Genomic DNA, 15243 nt, shown 5'->3' on the forward strand with positions numbered 1-15243 from the left:
ACGGCCGAGGTCCACCCGGCCCGCACCGCACTGCGGCGCCGGATACCGGCGATTCCGATCGGTGTGTGAAGCTGGGACGGTGAACAGCATCCAGATCGCCGACGAGACGTTCGTCGCCGCCGACGGCGCCCGTGTCGGCGCCGTGGTCGCCGATCCGTCGTGCTGGCGCCGGTGGTGGCCGGACCTTCGGCTGCAGGTCGTCGAGGATCGCGCCGAAAAGGGCATGCGGTGGACGGTCACCGGCGCGCTGACCGGCACGATGGAGATCTGGCTGGAACCGTCGTTGGACGGCGTGGTGCTGCACTACTTCCTGCACGCCGAGCCCACCGGCGTAGCGGCCTGGCAGCTGGCCAAGCTGAACCTGGCGAAGATGACGCACCGCCGTCGGGTGGCGGGCAAGAAAATGGCCTTCGAGGTCAAAAGGACGGCGGAACGCTCACGTCCGGTCGGCGTTTCTCCGGTAGTTTAGCCGGATCAAGGTTCGGCGGTAGGAGTACCGTTTCGGCCCGGAGGCCGGGGTAATCCGGTATGTCGCGGGGCCTACCCGCGCGCGGGAGAGAGGGCAGCAGCCAGGTGGCGGAGAAGACGACGCAGACCATCCACATCGAGGCCGACCCCGGTACGGTGCTGGGGGTGATCGCCGATATCGATTCCTACCCGGAATGGATCTCGGAATATAAGGAAGCCGAGGTGCAGGAGCGGGGCGCCGACGGTTACCCCAAGGTCGTGCGGTTCGTGATGGACGCCGGAATCATCAAAGACACCATGGTGATGTCCTACCAGTGGCCGGCGGACCGCCAGTCGCTGAGCTGGACCCTGGTCTCCAGCTCGCTGCTGCGCTCGCTCGAAGGCTCGTATCGCCTGACGCCCAAGGGATCTGGCACCGACGTCACCTATGAACTTTCGGTTGACCTGTCCCTCCCCATGATCGGAATGCTCAAGCGCAAGGCCGAGCGCAGGCTGACCGACACGGCTTTGAAGGAACTGAAGAAACGAGTCGAGGCTGAGTGAGTCCAGTGAATTCCGGGCGACCACCCCGGCCCGGATCAGTCTTTTCGTCGGGAAGGGCGGGGTAGGAAAGTCCACCCTGGCGTCCGCCACCGCCGTCTGCGACGCGGGCGCGGGGCGGCGGGTGCTGGTCGTGTCCACCGACCAGGCGCACTCGCTGGGCGACGTGCTGGGCGTCGCGGTCCCGCCCGGCGGCCAGGGCGAGCTGGTTCGGGTGCTCGCCGACCTCGAAACCGGGGGGGCGGAGGCCGGCGGCGGCTTCCTCGACGCGCTGGCGCTGGACACGCTGCAGCTGCTCGAGTCCCGGTGGCGCGGCGTGGTCGACACGCTTGATCGCCGATTTCCCGATTCCGAGCTCAGCACCATTGCACCGGAAGAACTTTCGGCGCTGCCGGGTGTTCAGGAGGTGCTGGGGCTGCACGCCGTCGGCGAGCTCGCCGCCTCCGGGCGATGGGATCGCATCGTCGTCGATTGCGCCTCGACCGCGGACGCGCTGCGAATGTTGACCCTGCCGGCCACCTTTGGGCTCTACGTCGAACGCGCGTGGCCGCGCCATCGCAGGCTGTCCGTCGCCGGCGACGACGCCCGCTCGGCCGCGATGGTCGAGCTGCTGGAGCGCATCAGCGCCAGCGTCGAGAAGCTCAACGCGGTGCTGACCGACGGCGAGCTGGTTACCGCGCACCTGGTGCTGACCCCCGAGCGGGTGGTGGCGGCCGAGGCGGCGCGGACGCTGGGCTCCCTGTCGCTGATGGGCGTGCGGGTCGAGGAGCTGATCGTCAACCAGGTCCTCACCGAGGACGAGTCCTATGAGTACCGGAACCTGCCCGAACATCCGGCGTTCTACTGGTACGCCGAACGCATCGCCGAGCAACGCGCCGTGCTCGAGGAACTCGACGCCACCATCGGCGACGTGGCGCTGGTGCTGACCCCGCACCTGTCCGGCGAGCCGATCGGCCCCAAGGCGCTGGGCGCGCTGCTCGACGGCGCCCGCCGGCGCGGCGGGGCGGCGCCCCCCGGGCCGCTGCGGCCCGTGGTGGACCTCGAATCCGGGTCGGGGCTTGGGTCGATATACCGTATGCGGCTAACGTTGCCGCAGCTTGATCCCGGAGGACTGTCGTTGGGCCGAGTCGACGACGACCTGATCATCAGCGCCGGAGGGTTGCGGCGCAGGGTCCGGTTGGCGTCCGTGCTGCGGCGCTGCACGGTGCTCGACGCGCAGCTGCGGGGTAGCGAGCTGACGGTTCGCTTTCGACCGGACCCGGAGGTGTGGCCAAAGTGAGTGGGGCTCACCCCGAGATCGGTCCCGAGCTGCGCAGGCTTGCGCAGGCGATCCTGGACGGCATCGACCCCGCGGTGCGGGCGGCGGCCGCGCTGACGGCGGGCGCGGGAGTCGGGACCGGCAAGTGCCAGCAGGTGTGGTGTCCGGTGTGCGCGCTGGCCGCCTTGGCCACCGGCGATCAGCACCCGTTGCTCACCGTCGTCGCCGACCACAGCATCGCGCTGCTGGACGCGATCCGCGCGATCGTCGACGACTTGAACCGGTCGGCCGAACCGCCGCCCGACGGACCGCCCGGCGGCGGCGCCCAGCCCGACGTCGGGACGCCCGCCGGCGATGCGACCGCCAAGACGCGCTACCAACCCATCCCGGTCACCATCGAGGAGTGACCCGGCCGCGCCGAAGGTGGTCCCTTCCGCCGCGGGTCGGTACAGTTGGCGCAAACACGGCAGGTGCGGGCGAGAGGGAGGGCCATGTGGTACTGGCTATTCAAGTACGTCTTGCTCGGCCCGTTGCTCACCCTGCTCGGTCGACCGAAAGTCGAAGGGCTGGAATACGTTCCGAGTTCCGGGCCGGCGATCCTGGCGAGTAACCACCTGGCCGTCATGGACAGCTTCTTCCTGCCGCTGGTCGTGCGGCGGCGGATCACCTTCCTCGCGAAGTCCGAATATTTCACCGGCACCGGGCTCAAAGGCTGGTTCAGCCGCTGGTTCTTCACCGCCGTCGGGCAGGTGCCGATCGACCGCACCGACGCCGACGCCGCGCAGGCCGCGCTCAACACCGCCGAGCAGGTGCTGGCCCACGGCAAGCTGCTGGGCATGTACCCCGAGGGCACCCGGTCGCCCGACGGCCGCCTGTACAAGGGCAAGACCGGGCTCGCGCGCCTGGCGCTGCACACCGGGGTTCCGGTGATTCCGGTGGCGATGATCGGCACCAACGTGGTCAACCCGCCGGGCACCACGATGCTGCGCCCCGGGCGGGTCACCGTGCGCTTCGGCAAGCCGATGGACTTCTCCCGCTTCGAGGGCATGGCCGGCAACCGCTTCATCGAGCGGGCCGTCACCGACGAGGTCATCTACGAGCTGATGGGCCTGTCCGGGCAGGAGTACGTCGACATCTACGCCGCCAGCGTCAAGGAACGCAGCAACGGCGCCGACCCGGCCGGTGACACCGCACGGATTCCCGAGACCGCCGTCAGCTGATCGCCGACACCGGCGCCAGCGTCTGCGCGGCCGAATCCCGCGACGCTATCCGCGCGGTGACGGTCAGCCCGGCCGCGACGATCACCGCCAGCGCCCACCACACGTAGGACGCCCCGACGAGCTGGCGCCACCAGTTCGCCGTGGTCTCGTGGTGCTTGGGCAGCAGGTCGATCGGCGTCCACCGCATCAGCGCCACCCCGGCGGCGCTCAGCACGGCCAGCGCCATGTTTCGGCGCCGCCAGGCCAGCACCCCGGTCACGAGCACGGTCGGCAGCGCCCAGACCCAGTGGTGGGACCAGGACACCGGCGAGACCACCAACCCGAACAGGGCCACGCAGATCACCGCCAGGATCGGCTCGCCCGCGCGCAGCACCCGCCGCATCGCCCAGATCGTCAGCGCCAGCACCACCAGGCACGCGGCGACCCACAGCGGGAAGCGTTCATGCTCGTTGAGCCCCAGGCGGGCCAGGGTGCCGGCGATGTTCTGGTCGGTGTTCAGCGCGGCCTCACCGATGCGGTCGGTGTGGTGCACGGTGTGGGTCCAGTATTCCCACGAATCGCTCCACGCCAGCGCGAAGCCCAGCAGGGTCATCCCCGCGAACGACGCCAGCGCGGTCAGCGCCGCGCGGTTGTCGCGGCGCAGCAGGAAGTAGAGCAGGAACACCGCCGGCGTGAGCTTCAGCGCCATGCCGAGGCCCAGCAACAGCCCGCGCGGCCACGGCAGGCGGCGCGGCACGCAGTCGGCGATCACCAGGGTCATCAGCACGACGTTGATCTGGCCGAAGGCGAAGTTCGACGCGACCGGCTCCAGCCAGATCGTCGCCGCCGCCGCGATCAGCACGGCCAGCCACAGCCGGCGCAGCCACGCCGGACCGGGCACCACGGCCGACGTCTGCCACACGTCGAGGCCGGTCAGCAGGATGGCCGTCGAGACGACCAGGAGCACCAGCGTCAACAGCGTGATCGCGACGCTGGCGGCCGGCATGTGCAGCCAGGAGAACGGGCAGAACACGATGGCCGCCAGCGGGGGATACGTGAACGGCAGGTTCAGCCCGATCGGTGTGTGGAACAACACATCCCCGCGGTACAGCGGGCGCCCGTCCAGCCAGGCCTGGCCGCCCAGCTGATAGATGTCGATGTCGATGCGGTACGGCGTGTGGCCGAACAGCCGCCCGGCCACGTAATACATCGCCGCGCCCGCCACCAGCCAAAGCAGGCACCACAGCAAGACCCGCCCGGGTTGACTGCCCACGCCGGGGGCCCGCCATCTACTCATGTCGCCCAACAGCGTAATCGGTGCGACCGCGGGCCAGGTGTCGCAGCGCGGCTCCCGCCCTGTCGCGACGTGCAGGCGTAGGTTTCTAACGTGCTCCATTGGTTCTTGTTCGGGGTGGCCCACTGGTTCGCGCACGACATCATCGACCGCGGCCGGCTGCCGCTGCTGTGCTGCCTGGTGGCCTTCATCCTGACCTTTTTCGTGACGCGAACGTTCGTGCGGCTCATCCGGCACCGCGCCGTCGCCGGCCGTCCGACGCGATGGTGGCACCCGCGCAACGTGCACATCGGCGAGCTGCACATCCACCATGTGGCGTTCGGGGTGGTCCTGGTGATGCTCTCCGGGTTGACGCTGGTCACCCTTTCCATCAGCGGCCAAGAGCCCGAATTCACCTTGGCCGCGACACTTTTCGGCGTCGGGGCCGCTCTGGTGCTGGACGAATACGCGTTGATCCTGCATCTCTCCGACGTCTACTGGGAGGAAGACGGGCGCACGTCGGTGGACGCCGTATTCGCCGCGGTGGCGGTGGCCGGGCTGTTGATCATGGGCCTGCACCCGCTGATGTTCTTCCTTCCGTTCTGGCACGCGGCCGATTCGGTGGCCCTGCGCGCCGGCGTGGCCGGCGCGCTGGTGCTGACGTTGCCGCTGGCCGTGGTGGTGGTGCTCAAGGGCAAGGTCTGGACCGGGTTGCTCGGCATGTTCATCGTCGTGCTGCTGGTCATCGGCGCGATCCGGTTGTCGCGCCCGCACGCCCCCTGGGCCCGGTGGCGCTACACCACCCAGCCCGACAAGATGCGCCGCGCGCTGCAGCGGGAACGGCGGCTGCGGCGCCCGGTGGTGCGCGTCAAGCTGTTGGTGCAGTGCGCGATCGCCGGCACCCCGCGCCTGCCCGACAAGCGCACGGTCGACGCGCAGCTCGACCACGACGTGCACCCCGCACCTGCGCCGACGGGGCCCATCCTGATCAGCCGATAGGCTGCGCCGGTGCGGTACTTCTACGACACCGAGTTCATCGAGGACGGCCGCACCATCGAACTGATCTCGATCGGGGTCGTGGCCGAGGACGGCCGCGAGTACTACGCCGTGTCCACCGAATTCGACCCGGAGCGCGCCGGCAACTGGGTGCGCGCCAACGTGCTGCCCAAGCTGCCGCCGCCGTCGTCGCCGCTGTGGCGCTCGCGCAAGCAGATCCGGCTGGACCTGGAGGAGTTCTTGCGCGTGGACGGCGGCGAGCCGATCGAGCTGTGGGCCTGGGTGGGGGCCTACGACCACGTGGCCCTGTGTCAGCTGTGGGGGGCGATGCCGGCGTTGCCCCAGGCGATACCGCGCTTCACCCGGGAATTGCGGCAGTTGTGGGAGGAGCGCGGGTCGCCCCGGATGCCCCCGCGGCCGCGGGACGCGCACGACGCCCTGGTCGACGCCCGTGACCAGCTGCGCCGGTTCCGGCTGATCACGTCCGGTGAGGGCCCGCAGGGGCGTTCGCCCTGATCAGGCGTGATCAGTCGTGAGGAGAACCCCGGTTACCATGGACCGATGAACTGGACCGTCGACATACCGATCGAACAGCTGCCGCCGCTGCCGCCGCTGTCGACCGAGCTGCGCGCGCGCCTGGACGCCGCACTGGCCAAGCCGGCCGCCCAGCAGCCCAGCTGGGACGCCGAACAGGCCGCGGCGATGCGCACGGTCCTCGAGAGCGTGCCGCCGGTGACCGTGCCGTCCGAGATCGTCCGGCTGCAGGAACAGCTGGCCCAGGTCGCCCGGGGTGAGGCCTTCCTGTTGCAGGGGGGCGACTGCGCGGAGACGTTCGTCGACAACACCGAACCCCACATCCGCGGCAACATCCGCACCCTGCTCCAGATGGCCGTCGTGCTGACCTACGGCTCGAGCATGCCGGTGGTCAAGGTGGCCCGCATCGCCGGCCAGTACGCCAAGCCCCGCTCGGCGGACGTCGACGCGCTGGGCCTGAAGTCCTACCGCGGCGACATGATCAACGGCTTCGCCCCCGACGCCGCGGTGCGCGAGCACGACCCGTCGCGACTGGTGCGCGCCTACGCCAACGCCAGCGCGGCGATGAACCTGGTGCGGGCATTGACCTCGTCGGGGCTGGCGTCGCTGCACCTGGTGCACGACTGGAACCGCGAATTCGTCCGGACCTCGCCGGCCGGCGCGCGGTACGAGGCGCTGGCCACCGAGATCGACCGCGGACTGCGGTTCATGAGTGCCTGCGGGGTGGCCGACCGCAACCTGCAGACCGCCGAGATCTACGCCAGCCACGAGGCTTTGGTGCTCGACTACGAGCGGGCCATGCTGCGCCTGTCCGATGTGGAGGGCGGCGAGCCGCAGCTGTACGACCTGTCGGCGCACACCGTGTGGATCGGGGAGCGCACCCGTCAGCTCGACGGCGCGCACGTCGCGTTCGCGGAGGTGATCGCCAACCCGATCGGCGTCAAGATCGGCCCGACGATGACCCCTGAGCTGGCGGTCGAATACGTCGAGCGGCTCGACCCGCACAACAAGCCGGGGCGGCTGACGCTGGTGAGCAGGCTGGGCAACAACAAGGTGCGCGACCTGCTGCCGCCGATCGTCGAGAAGGTCCAGGCCGCCGGGCACCAGGTGATCTGGCAGTGCGACCCGATGCACGGCAACACCCACGAGTCGTCCAACGGCTACAAGACCCGGCACTTCGACCGCATCGTCGACGAGGTGCAGGGCTTCTTCGAGGTGCACCGCGCCCTGGGCACCCACCCCGGCGGCATCCACGTCGAGATCACCGGCGAGAACGTCACCGAGTGCCTCGGTGGGGCGCAAGATATTTCGGACACCGACCTGGCCGGCCGCTACGAGACGGCGTGTGACCCGCGGCTGAACACCCAGCAGTCGCTGGAGTTGGCCTTCCTGGTCGCCGAGATGCTGCGCGACTAGCTTCCGCCACCAGACGCAAAAGCACCGTTTTCATCGGCGTGTTGGGGGCTTTTGCGTCTGCTCGCGGGGAAGAGGCTCTCAGAGCAGGCCGGTCAGGTTGCTGCCGATCGTCCAGGCCACGGTCGCGATCAACCCCGTGAACGCGAGCACGATCGCCACCCAGATCAGCACCATCCGCCGGGCGCGCTGACGGGCCCAGACGAACTCGCTCATCGCGATGCCGGCGAATTCGCCTGAGACCGGCTGATATTCGTACTCGTCGGGTTCGCGCTCGCGGGCCGCCGGGCGGGCGGGCTCGGCCCAGTCCTCGGGCCCGCGGGTCAACTGGCGGGTGGGGTGGCGGACCGGGGCCGCGACCGGCGGGCGAGCGGGTTGCGCGGCCGCCAGGCGCTCGCTCATCCGCAGGTGGTGCAGCGCCGCCGATCGGTGCTGGGCGGAGTTGCGCGGCGCCGGCACCCGGAAGTCCGGCAGGGCGAGTTCCTCGGCGATGGCCTCGAGGTCGGCGCCCATCTCGACCGCGTCGGCGTACCGGTCGGCGGGGTCGCGGGCCGTCGCCCGCAGCACCAGGTCGTCGAATTGCGGTGGCACACCGTCGATCGCCGCGCTCGGCGGCGGGACGTCGGCGTCCAGGCGGCGGTAGGCGACCGACAACGCCGAGTCGCCGGTGAACGGCGCGCGCCCGGTCAGCAGCTCGTAGGTGAGGATCCCGGATGAATACACGTCGCTGCGCGGGCTGGCGGTGCCGTCGCGCACCTGCTCGGGCGACAGGTAGGCGGCCGTCCCCAGGATGACGCTGGTGGAGGTGATGCCTGCGGCCGCGACGGCGCGGACCAACCCGAAATCGGCGATCTTGACATCGCCGTCGTCGGAGATCAGGACGTTCTCGGGTTTGACGTCGCGATGCACCAGGCCGGCCCGGTGCGCGGCGGCCAGCCCGCCCAGGACCGGGCGGAGCACCGCGGCCACCGCGTGCGGCGGCATCGGACCGCGCTCGGCCAGCAGCTCGCGCAGGGTGCCGCCCTCGATGAGCTCCATCACCAGGAACGGGTGCCGGGCGTCCAGGCCCTGGTCATAGACGGCGACCAGCCCGGGGTTTTTCAGCCGGGCGACCGTGCGTGCCTCGAGCTGGAATCGGGTCAGGAATTGGTCGTCGCCGGCGTAACGGGCATCCATGACCTTCACCGCGACCGGCCGGTCGAGGCGGACGTCCAGCCCGCGATACACCGTCGAGGTGCCGCCGCTGGCGATCCGGGACTCGACGCGGTAGCGGCCGTCCAGCAACGCGCCCTCCATCGGGTCCCCCGTCCCAGCTCCGGCCACGGGGCCATAGTAGGTGCGGAACGCCCGTGCAACGCGGGAAGCTGGGCCTACACTGGCGCGATGAGCAGTGTTCCGGCCGGGGACGACGTTCTTGACCCCGACGAACCCATCTACGAGTTGCCCCGGGTCGCCGAATTGCTCGGCGTATCGGTCAGCAAGGTTCAGCAACAGCTGCGGGAGGGACACCTGGTCGCGGTGAAGCGCGGCGGCGGCGTCGTCGTGCCCCAGGTGTTTTTCACGCACTCCGGTGAGGTGGTCAAGAGCCTGCCGGGCCTGCTGACGATCCTGCACGACGGCGGTTACCACGAGACGGAAATCATGCGCTGGCTGTTCACCCCGGATCCGTCGCTGACGATCACGCGCGACGGCACCCGGGACGCGATCAGCAACGCCCGCCCGGTCGACGCCCTGCACGCCCACCAGGCGCGGGAAGTCGTGCGGCGCGCGCAGGCTATGGCGTACTGACCGATCCGGCCTGGGGCGTCCGGTACAGCGCATACCAGGCGGCCAGCCCGCACGCGGCGGCCAGCGAAACGTGCAGCCACGAATACATGCCGTGCGATCCGTCGGGCTTGAAGATCACCATGACCCACGTCGACAGGCCGGCGATGGCCGCGACCGCGCGCCGGGACTGGGCCAAGGGGGCCGCGACGGCCAGCGGCCAGGAGTAATACCAGGGCAGGGCGGCCGGGACGAACAGCACCACGATCAGCATCGACCACGCGATCCCGGCCAGCGCGTCGCGGTCGTCGCGCCGAAACCGCCACCACAACAACGGCAATGACACCCCGATGATCGCGATGCCGATAAAGCGGGTGATCCGCAGCGTGGCGTAGAAGTCGACGGGGAAGAATCCGCTGCACAGGGCGTGGATCAGGTTGGCGACCGCGGTCGGCACCGTCAGCCAGTTGATGATCTTCACCGACCCGGCCAGTGCGGTCAGCCACCCCAGCCCGACCCCGGCCACGGCCGACAAGACGGCGAACACCACGGCGAAGGTCAGCCCGGACATCGCGGTGGCCGCCAGGAACGCGGGGACGGTGCGATATCCGCGCCGGTCGCGCAGGTGCCGCATCCACACCCAGACCAGGAACGGCAGCGAGATCCCGGCGGTGGCCTTCACCGCGATCGCCACCGCGATCAGCACGACGCCCAGGACGTGGCGGCCCTGAAACGTCAGCGCGATCCCGGCGGCCATCAGGCCGACCATCAGCATCTCGTTGTGCACGCCGCCCATCAGGTGGATGAGCACCAGCGGGTTGAGGACGCAGATCCACAGCGCCAGTGCGCCGTTGGTGCCCAGGTGGTGCGACAGCCGGGGGGTCGCCCAGATCAGCAGGGCCAATCCGGGCAGCATGCACAGGCGCAGCAGCATGGTCCCGGCGATCACGTGGTTGCCGGCAACCACCGTGACCAGCTTCGCGATCAGGATGAACGCCGGCCCGTACGGTGCCGTGGTGATCGTCCAGATGGGACTCACGTTGTCCAGCAACACGTTCGGGTTGGCGACCGGACCGACCGCGTACGGGTCGAAACCGTCGCGCAGCAGCGCGCCCTGCGCCAGGTAGGAGTAGGTGTCGCGGCTGAAGACGGGCACCGACAACAGCAACGGCGCCAGCCAGAATGCGGTGGTCGCCCGCATGGTGAACTCGGTTGCGTCGCCGGCCAGCGCGCGCCGGCCCAGCGCCACCCACGCGATCAGCATGAGGCCCACGCCCGCCCACAACACGATCGACGACAGCACCAGCCCGTGGCCGAAGCGCAGCCAGGACAGGTGCAGCGCTTCGAGCAGCGGGTCGTGCGGCTTGGTGCTGCCGGCGCCCAGGCCGCCCAACGTGATCAGCGCGGAGCCGAGGAAGCCAAGCTTCGCCGGGCGGGCCTCCGGGGTGGCGGCGAACGACGCCAGGCGTGAAATATACTGAGCGACAAACCTTTTGGCCGCCAGCGAATCGGCCGCCTGGGTGTGAGTCGGGGTCGACGGGGTTGTCATGGCCTCAGGCGGACCGATTCGTGGCCATCCTGGCCAGCTCGGTCAGTCCGGCTTTGGCCGCCGCGTTGACGGGCGCGACGGCGAGGGTGGCCAGCGCGCGTTCGGTCAACTCGGCGATGCGCCGCTCGGCGGCGGCCAGCGCGCCCACCGACACGATCAACTCGCGCAGTTCACTCACCTGCGCGTCGGTCAGCCGCTCGCCGATGGAGGTACGTAACAGGTTGGCCGCCAACGGATCCGACTTGTCGGCCCGCTCCATCGCCTCGGCGAGCAAGACGGTCCGCTTGCCGGATCTCAGGTCGTCGCCGGACGGCTTGCCGGTCACCGCCGGGTCGCCGAACACGCCCAGCACGTCGTCGCGCAACTGGAACGCCACGCCGAGGTCCGTCCCGAACTGCGCGAAGGCGGCCTGCACGTCGGGTCTGTCCGCGGCGGCGGCCACCCCGAGCTGCAGCGGTCGCGCCACCGTGTAGCAGGCGGTCTTGAAGGTGTCGACGTTCATCGCCGACGCGATCGACTCCGCGGCGCTGGCCTCGCCGACGATGTCGAGGTATTGCCCGCCCAGCACCTCGGTGCGGATGTCGGCCCACACACGCCGGATGCGGCGCTGGGTCTGTCGCGGCAGGTCGAGCCCGAACACGATGTCGTCGGCCCAGGCCAGCGCCAGGTCGCCGAGCAGGATGGCCGCCGAGATCCCGAATTGCACCGGTGAACCGCGCCAGCCCCGGTCGCGGTGCAGCTCCGCGAAGCGGACGTGGGTCGTCGGCTTGCCGCGGCGGGTGGCCGAGTCGTCGATCACGTCGTCGTGCAGCAGCGCGCAGGCGTGCAGCAGTTCGAGCGCCGAAAACAGCAGCAACGCTTCGGTATCGGGCTCACCGGGCGCGACGGCCCGCCAGCCCCAATAGGCGAAGGCGGGGCGCAGCCGCTTGCCGCCGCCCAGCACGAAGTCCTCGAGGGCCGCGATCAGGGCATCGAAGTGGGCGCCTTCAGAGCTGATGTAGCCGCTCTGGGCGCGCCTGTCGCGCAGATACCGCCGGAGTTGCTCGGTGATGGCGCCGGTCAACTCGACGGTTGCCCCTGCTTCTGCGGCTTTTGGGCTCAGCGCGGCGCCCCTTTCCGGTCGGCGTGACGGGTATTTGCTCCCGGGCCGACAGTTTATGTCGCTTCGGCGCCCCCAGTTGCTTCGACTGCCTCACTATCCCGCCCCTATGCTGGCGAGGGTGCCGGGGCGCTGCGGGGCGCAGCGCGGCCGGCCCGGCAAGGAGAGGAGCCGCGTGAGCCTCAACACCATCGCGCTCGAGCTGGTGCCCCCCAACGTCGAAGACGGCAAGGAGCGGGCGCTTGACGACGCGACGAAAGTGGTGCGCTACGCGGCCGAATTCGGCCTCGAGGGCCGGATCCGGCACGTGATGATCCCGGGGATGATCGCCGAGGACGACGATCGTCCCGTCGCGATGAAGCAGAAGCTGGACGTGCTGGACTTCTGGTCGATCATCAAGCCCGAGCTGCCCGGATTCCACGGCCTGTGCACGCAGGTCACCGCTTTCATGGATGAGGCGTCGCTGCGCCAACGGCTCACCGCTCTGTGCGACGCCGGGATGGAGGGCGTGGTCTTCGTGGGCGTGCCCCGCACGATGAACGACGGGGAGGGCTCCGGTGTCGCACCCACCGACGCCTTGTCGATCTATCGCGAGCTCGTGGGCAACCGCGGCGTGATCGTCATCCCCACCCGGGAGGGTGAGCAAGGCCGGCTGAACTTCAAGTGCAACCAGGGCGCGACGTACGGCATGACGCAGCTGCTCTACTCCGACGCCATCGTGGGCTTTTTGACCGACTTCGCCGCGAACACCGATCACCGGCCCGAGATCCTGCTGTCCTTCGGCTTCGTGCCCAAGGTGGAGAGCCGCGTCGGCCTGATCAACTGGCTGATCCAGGATCCGGGCAACGCCGCGGTGGCCGGCGAGCAGGAGTTCGTCAAGAGGCTGGCCGCCAGCGAACCGGACAAGAAGCGCCAGCTCATGGTCGACCTGTACAAGCGGGTGATCGACGGCGTCGGCGAACTCGGCTTCCCGCTGAGCATCCATTTCGAAGCGACCTACGGGGTTTCCGCGCCCGCGTTTCACACGTTTGCGGAGATGCTGGCCTACTGGTCGCCCTAGCTCGGGGGCTGGTCGCGCGGGGCGGTCAAGCGCGGTGAGCGGTCGCGGCTCATCCACGCCAGCAGCGCCACCACGCCGGCCGCCGCGAACGACGCGATGCCCAGCCAGACGCCCGCGCCGGTGAAGTTGCGGGTGTTGGGGTCGGTGTAGCGGGCGTTGGCGGTCATGGTGCTCACCACGCCGGGCTTGAGCTTCCAGGACACCACGTCGGGTTCGACCCGGTCACCGTTGGTGGAGGTCACCACGCCGGGAAAGGCGACGGTCAGCTCGACGTCGGCGTCGTTGTCTGTGACCGAAGTCAGGTCCGCGCGGCCCTCCAGGATCACCAGGTTGCCGTTGCGGCGCAGTGACAGATTCACGCCCTGGGCGTCGGAGTTCATATTCGCCAGCTGCGGCAGTTCGGCGAATGTCAGGTCGGAGAACACCGCCTGCGACCCGACGTAGCCGTCGCTGTCGTAGTTGGACACCGCAACCTTCTGGCCGAACGGCAGATTGTTGGTGTCGAGCTGGGGACCGGAGTCCTTGGGCGTCTTGGGCTTGGCCGCCGCGATGACCTCCCCGGAAACCAGATCATCGGGGGAGATGGTCAGCGACGCCCGTACCCGCAGGCAGCCGCTGGCCAGCGGCACGATGAGCAGCAGCATGGCGAGGGCCAGCAGGCGGCGCCGGCGGAACCCGCGGGCTCGAAGCGGGGAAGGGCTGGCGTGCACGAGGTCATCGTGCCAGATGCGTGGCCCGGCCCTATAGCGGCAGCGCCCGGCCCAGGATCGCGAACGCGCGGGGGTCCCCGGCGAAGTGGTAGCCGCGGATGACGTCGGTGAAGCCCAGGCGCCGGTACAGCCGCCAGGCGCGGTTGGGCTCGCCGTTGGTCTCGGGGGTGGACAGCAGGACGTTCCTCTCCGCGCGCCCGGCGAGCAGCCGGCGGGCCAGCGCCTCGCCGAGGCCGCGGCCCTGCGCGCGGGGATGGATGTGCAACTCCGTCAACTCGAAGTAGCTGTTCATCAGCCGGGCGATCTCGGCGGGGGGCAGGCCGCCGCGTTGCAGGCCCAGGACCACCTGTTGCTGCCACCACTGCCCGGGCGCCCCGGGATAGCCGTAGGCCACGCCCAGCAGCGGGGCATCGCTCAGGTCGGCCGCATCGCCGGCGTCGGCCTCGACGGCGGCCACGCCCTGCCAGCCTGGCCGCCGGACGTGTTCCAGCCACATGGCGGCGCGCTGGTTCTCGGTGCCCCGCGGGTATCGCATCGCCTCGACGTAGACCGCGAGGGCGTCATTGAGGCGGCGCTCCATATCGTTCGGCGGCAGATCGATGAGGAATATCGCCAACTCGCGGTGCCCTCCTCATCCGGTGACTTCATGTATGGGTTCGGCCCCGTGCCGCTGTCGTCATTATCCGACGCGGCTCTCCACGTTGCGCCGAGCGGTCGCGCCGGGGGCCCGCGGGGCCGGGCACACCCGCCGGTTTCGCGTGCCGGTTACCGCGCGGCGTCGCTGAGGGCCACGCCGGGGTCGGGATGCGGCCGGGATAGAATCGCTGCCGAACCGGTGGTACAGCGCAGATTGAGCTCGTATCATTTGTGTTAGTTGCCTTTACAACGGGCATCCGCGTGCTATCGATAGTTACGTGCCAAACTGTCGGCAAGGAGGGACGAATGCCACTCTCCGATCATGAACAGCGGATGCTCGATCAGATCGAGAGCGCACTTTACGCGGAAGATCCGAAATTCGCGTCGAGCGTCCGTGGCGGAGGGTTCCGCGCGCCGACCGCGCGGCGGCGCCTGCAGGGCGCGGCGTTATTCGTCATCGGCCTGGCGATGCTGGTGTCGGGGGTGGCGTTCAGGGCCACGATGATCGGAAGCTTCCCGATTCTGAGCGTTTTCGGCTTCATCGTGATGTTCGGCGGCGTGGTCTACGCGATCACCGGCCCGCGGCTGGCCGGCAGGCCGGACCGTTCCGGGTCGGCTCCCGGGTCCGCCCGCCAGCGCCGCAACAAGGGCGGCGGTTCGTTCACCAGCCGCATGGAGGACCGGTTCCGGCGGCGCTTCGACGAGTAGACCGACCACCACACGACACGGGGTAGCCGGCTGGGC

17 protein-coding genes are annotated in these 15243 nt (G+C 69.7%); 11 read left to right on the forward strand and 6 right to left on the reverse strand.

What is annotated here, in order from left to right; all coding sequences use genetic code 11:
- Positions 1 to 79: 79 nt before the first annotated feature.
- From A5696_RS23460 to A5696_RS23480, 5 genes are all read left to right on the forward strand, one after another.
- Positions 80 to 469 carry a polyketide cyclase / dehydrase and lipid transport gene (locus A5696_RS23460; RefSeq protein WP_067883382.1) on the forward strand — a complete coding sequence of 130 codons (390 nt, stop codon included), beginning with the start codon at positions 80 to 82 and terminating at the stop codon, positions 467 to 469.
- A gap of 104 nt (positions 470 to 573) precedes the next feature.
- A complete protein-coding gene (locus A5696_RS23465) occupies positions 574 to 1011 on the forward strand; it encodes an SRPBCC family protein (protein ID WP_067883418.1) in 438 nt (145 codons plus the stop codon).
- The gene (locus A5696_RS23470; protein ID WP_156738562.1) at positions 1004 to 2287 is read left to right on the forward strand and encodes an ArsA family ATPase; all 1284 of its coding nucleotides are present in this window, start codon (positions 1004 to 1006) and stop codon (positions 2285 to 2287) included. The genes A5696_RS23465 and A5696_RS23470 overlap by 8 nt, the downstream gene beginning before the upstream one ends.
- Positions 2284 to 2673 (forward strand): hypothetical protein, encoded by a 390-nt coding sequence (locus A5696_RS23475; RefSeq protein ID WP_067883384.1) that lies wholly within the window; start codon positions 2284 to 2286, stop codon positions 2671 to 2673. Before A5696_RS23470 ends, A5696_RS23475 begins: the two co-directional genes overlap by 4 nt.
- An 84-nt stretch (positions 2674 to 2757) precedes the next feature.
- Positions 2758 to 3486, forward strand: a complete 729-nt coding sequence (locus A5696_RS23480; protein WP_067883385.1) for a 1-acyl-sn-glycerol-3-phosphate acyltransferase — start codon at positions 2758 to 2760, stop codon at positions 3484 to 3486.
- On the opposite strand, the gene A5696_RS23485 is transcribed toward A5696_RS23480, so the two are convergent.
- Positions 3479 to 4762: a glycosyltransferase 87 family protein gene (locus A5696_RS23485; RefSeq protein ID WP_067883386.1), complete on the reverse strand. Its 1284-nt coding sequence runs from the start codon at positions 4760 to 4762 to the stop codon at positions 3479 to 3481. The genes A5696_RS23480 and A5696_RS23485 overlap by 8 nt on opposite strands.
- A gap of 114 nt (positions 4763 to 4876) precedes the next feature.
- On the opposite strand from A5696_RS23485, the gene A5696_RS23490 reads away from it, so the two are divergent.
- The 3 genes from A5696_RS23490 to A5696_RS23500 are packed head-to-tail and all read left to right on the forward strand — an operon-like array spanning position 4877 to position 7684.
- A complete protein-coding gene (locus A5696_RS23490) occupies positions 4877 to 5737 on the forward strand; it encodes a hypothetical protein (RefSeq protein ID WP_197517060.1) in 861 nt (286 codons plus the stop codon).
- Between the two features lie 9 nt (positions 5738 to 5746).
- Positions 5747 to 6250, forward strand: coding sequence for a polyadenylate-specific 3'-exoribonuclease AS (locus A5696_RS23495; protein WP_067883388.1), 504 nt, complete (start codon positions 5747 to 5749; stop codon positions 6248 to 6250).
- 45 nt (positions 6251 to 6295) lie between these two features.
- On the forward strand, positions 6296 to 7684 hold the full coding sequence (locus A5696_RS23500) for a class II 3-deoxy-7-phosphoheptulonate synthase (protein WP_067883389.1): 1389 nt from the start codon (positions 6296 to 6298) through the stop codon (positions 7682 to 7684).
- Between the two features lie 78 nt (positions 7685 to 7762).
- Here the strand turns inward: A5696_RS23500 and A5696_RS23505 are convergent, their stop codons facing one another.
- Positions 7763 to 9004, reverse strand: a complete 1242-nt coding sequence (locus A5696_RS23505) for a protein kinase (RefSeq protein WP_197517058.1) — start codon at positions 9002 to 9004, stop codon at positions 7763 to 7765.
- 60 nt (positions 9005 to 9064) lie between these two features.
- On the opposite strand from A5696_RS23505, the gene A5696_RS23510 reads away from it, so the two are divergent.
- Positions 9065 to 9469, forward strand: a complete 405-nt coding sequence (locus A5696_RS23510) for an Rv2175c family DNA-binding protein (protein ID WP_067883391.1) — start codon at positions 9065 to 9067, stop codon at positions 9467 to 9469.
- Here the strand turns inward: A5696_RS23510 and A5696_RS23515 are convergent.
- Both A5696_RS23515 and idsA2 read right to left on the reverse strand, forming a co-directional pair.
- Entirely contained in the window at positions 9456 to 10994 is a 1539-nt protein-coding gene (locus A5696_RS23515; RefSeq protein WP_067883392.1) for an alpha-(1->6)-mannopyranosyltransferase A, read from the reverse strand. The genes A5696_RS23510 and A5696_RS23515 overlap by 14 nt on opposite strands.
- A gap of 4 nt (positions 10995 to 10998) precedes the next feature.
- On the reverse strand, positions 10999 to 12057 hold the full coding sequence (gene idsA2, locus A5696_RS23520) for a bifunctional (2E,6E)-farnesyl/geranyl diphosphate synthase (protein ID WP_067883393.1): 1059 nt from the start codon (positions 12055 to 12057) through the stop codon (positions 10999 to 11001).
- Positions 12058 to 12268: 211 nt separating this feature from the next.
- Here idsA2 and A5696_RS23525 point away from each other — a divergent pair, with 211 nt between their 5' ends.
- Positions 12269 to 13153, forward strand: a complete 885-nt coding sequence (locus tag A5696_RS23525; RefSeq protein WP_067883419.1) for a mycobacterial-type methylenetetrahydrofolate reductase — start codon at positions 12269 to 12271, stop codon at positions 13151 to 13153.
- On the opposite strand, the gene A5696_RS23530 is transcribed toward A5696_RS23525, so the two are convergent.
- Both A5696_RS23530 and A5696_RS23535 read right to left on the reverse strand, forming a co-directional pair.
- Positions 13150 to 13797, reverse strand: a complete 648-nt coding sequence (locus A5696_RS23530; RefSeq protein ID WP_067883394.1) for a DUF3153 domain-containing protein — start codon at positions 13795 to 13797, stop codon at positions 13150 to 13152. The genes A5696_RS23525 and A5696_RS23530 overlap by 4 nt on opposite strands.
- A gap of 97 nt (positions 13798 to 13894) precedes the next feature.
- On the reverse strand, positions 13895 to 14479 hold the full coding sequence (locus tag A5696_RS23535) for an N-acetyltransferase (protein WP_067883395.1): 585 nt from the start codon (positions 14477 to 14479) through the stop codon (positions 13895 to 13897).
- Positions 14480 to 14805: 326 nt separating this feature from the next.
- On the opposite strand from A5696_RS23535, the gene A5696_RS23540 reads away from it, so the two are divergent.
- Positions 14806 to 15207: a DUF3040 domain-containing protein gene (locus tag A5696_RS23540; protein ID WP_067883396.1), complete on the forward strand. Its 402-nt coding sequence runs from the start codon at positions 14806 to 14808 to the stop codon at positions 15205 to 15207.
- Positions 15208 to 15243 lie beyond the last annotated feature (36 nt).

Source organism: Mycobacterium sp. E2699, assembly GCF_001666745.1.
Lineage (GTDB): Bacteria > Actinomycetota > Actinomycetes > Mycobacteriales > Mycobacteriaceae > Mycobacterium.

Excerpts from the sequence above, each read along its gene's own strand:
- A5696_RS23515 (WP_067883392.1), bottom strand. The coding sequence starts at position 10,994 with ATGACAACCCCGTCGACCCCGACTCACACCCAGGCGGCCGATTCGCTG.
- A5696_RS23485 (WP_067883386.1), bottom strand. The coding sequence starts at position 4,762 with ATGAGTAGATGGCGGGCCCCCGGCGTGGGCAGTCAACCCGGGCGGGTC.
- A5696_RS23530 (WP_067883394.1), bottom strand. The coding sequence starts at position 13,797 with ATGCTGCTGCTCATCGTGCCGCTGGCCAGCGGCTGCCTGCGGGTACGG.
- A5696_RS23510 (WP_067883391.1), top strand. The coding sequence starts at position 9,065 with ATGAGCAGTGTTCCGGCCGGGGACGACGTTCTTGACCCCGACGAACCC.
- A5696_RS23480 (WP_067883385.1), top strand. The coding sequence starts at position 2,758 with ATGTGGTACTGGCTATTCAAGTACGTCTTGCTCGGCCCGTTGCTCACC.
- A5696_RS23500 (WP_067883389.1), top strand. The coding sequence starts at position 6,296 with ATGAACTGGACCGTCGACATACCGATCGAACAGCTGCCGCCGCTGCCG.
- A5696_RS23540 (WP_067883396.1), top strand. The coding sequence starts at position 14,806 with ATGCCACTCTCCGATCATGAACAGCGGATGCTCGATCAGATCGAGAGC.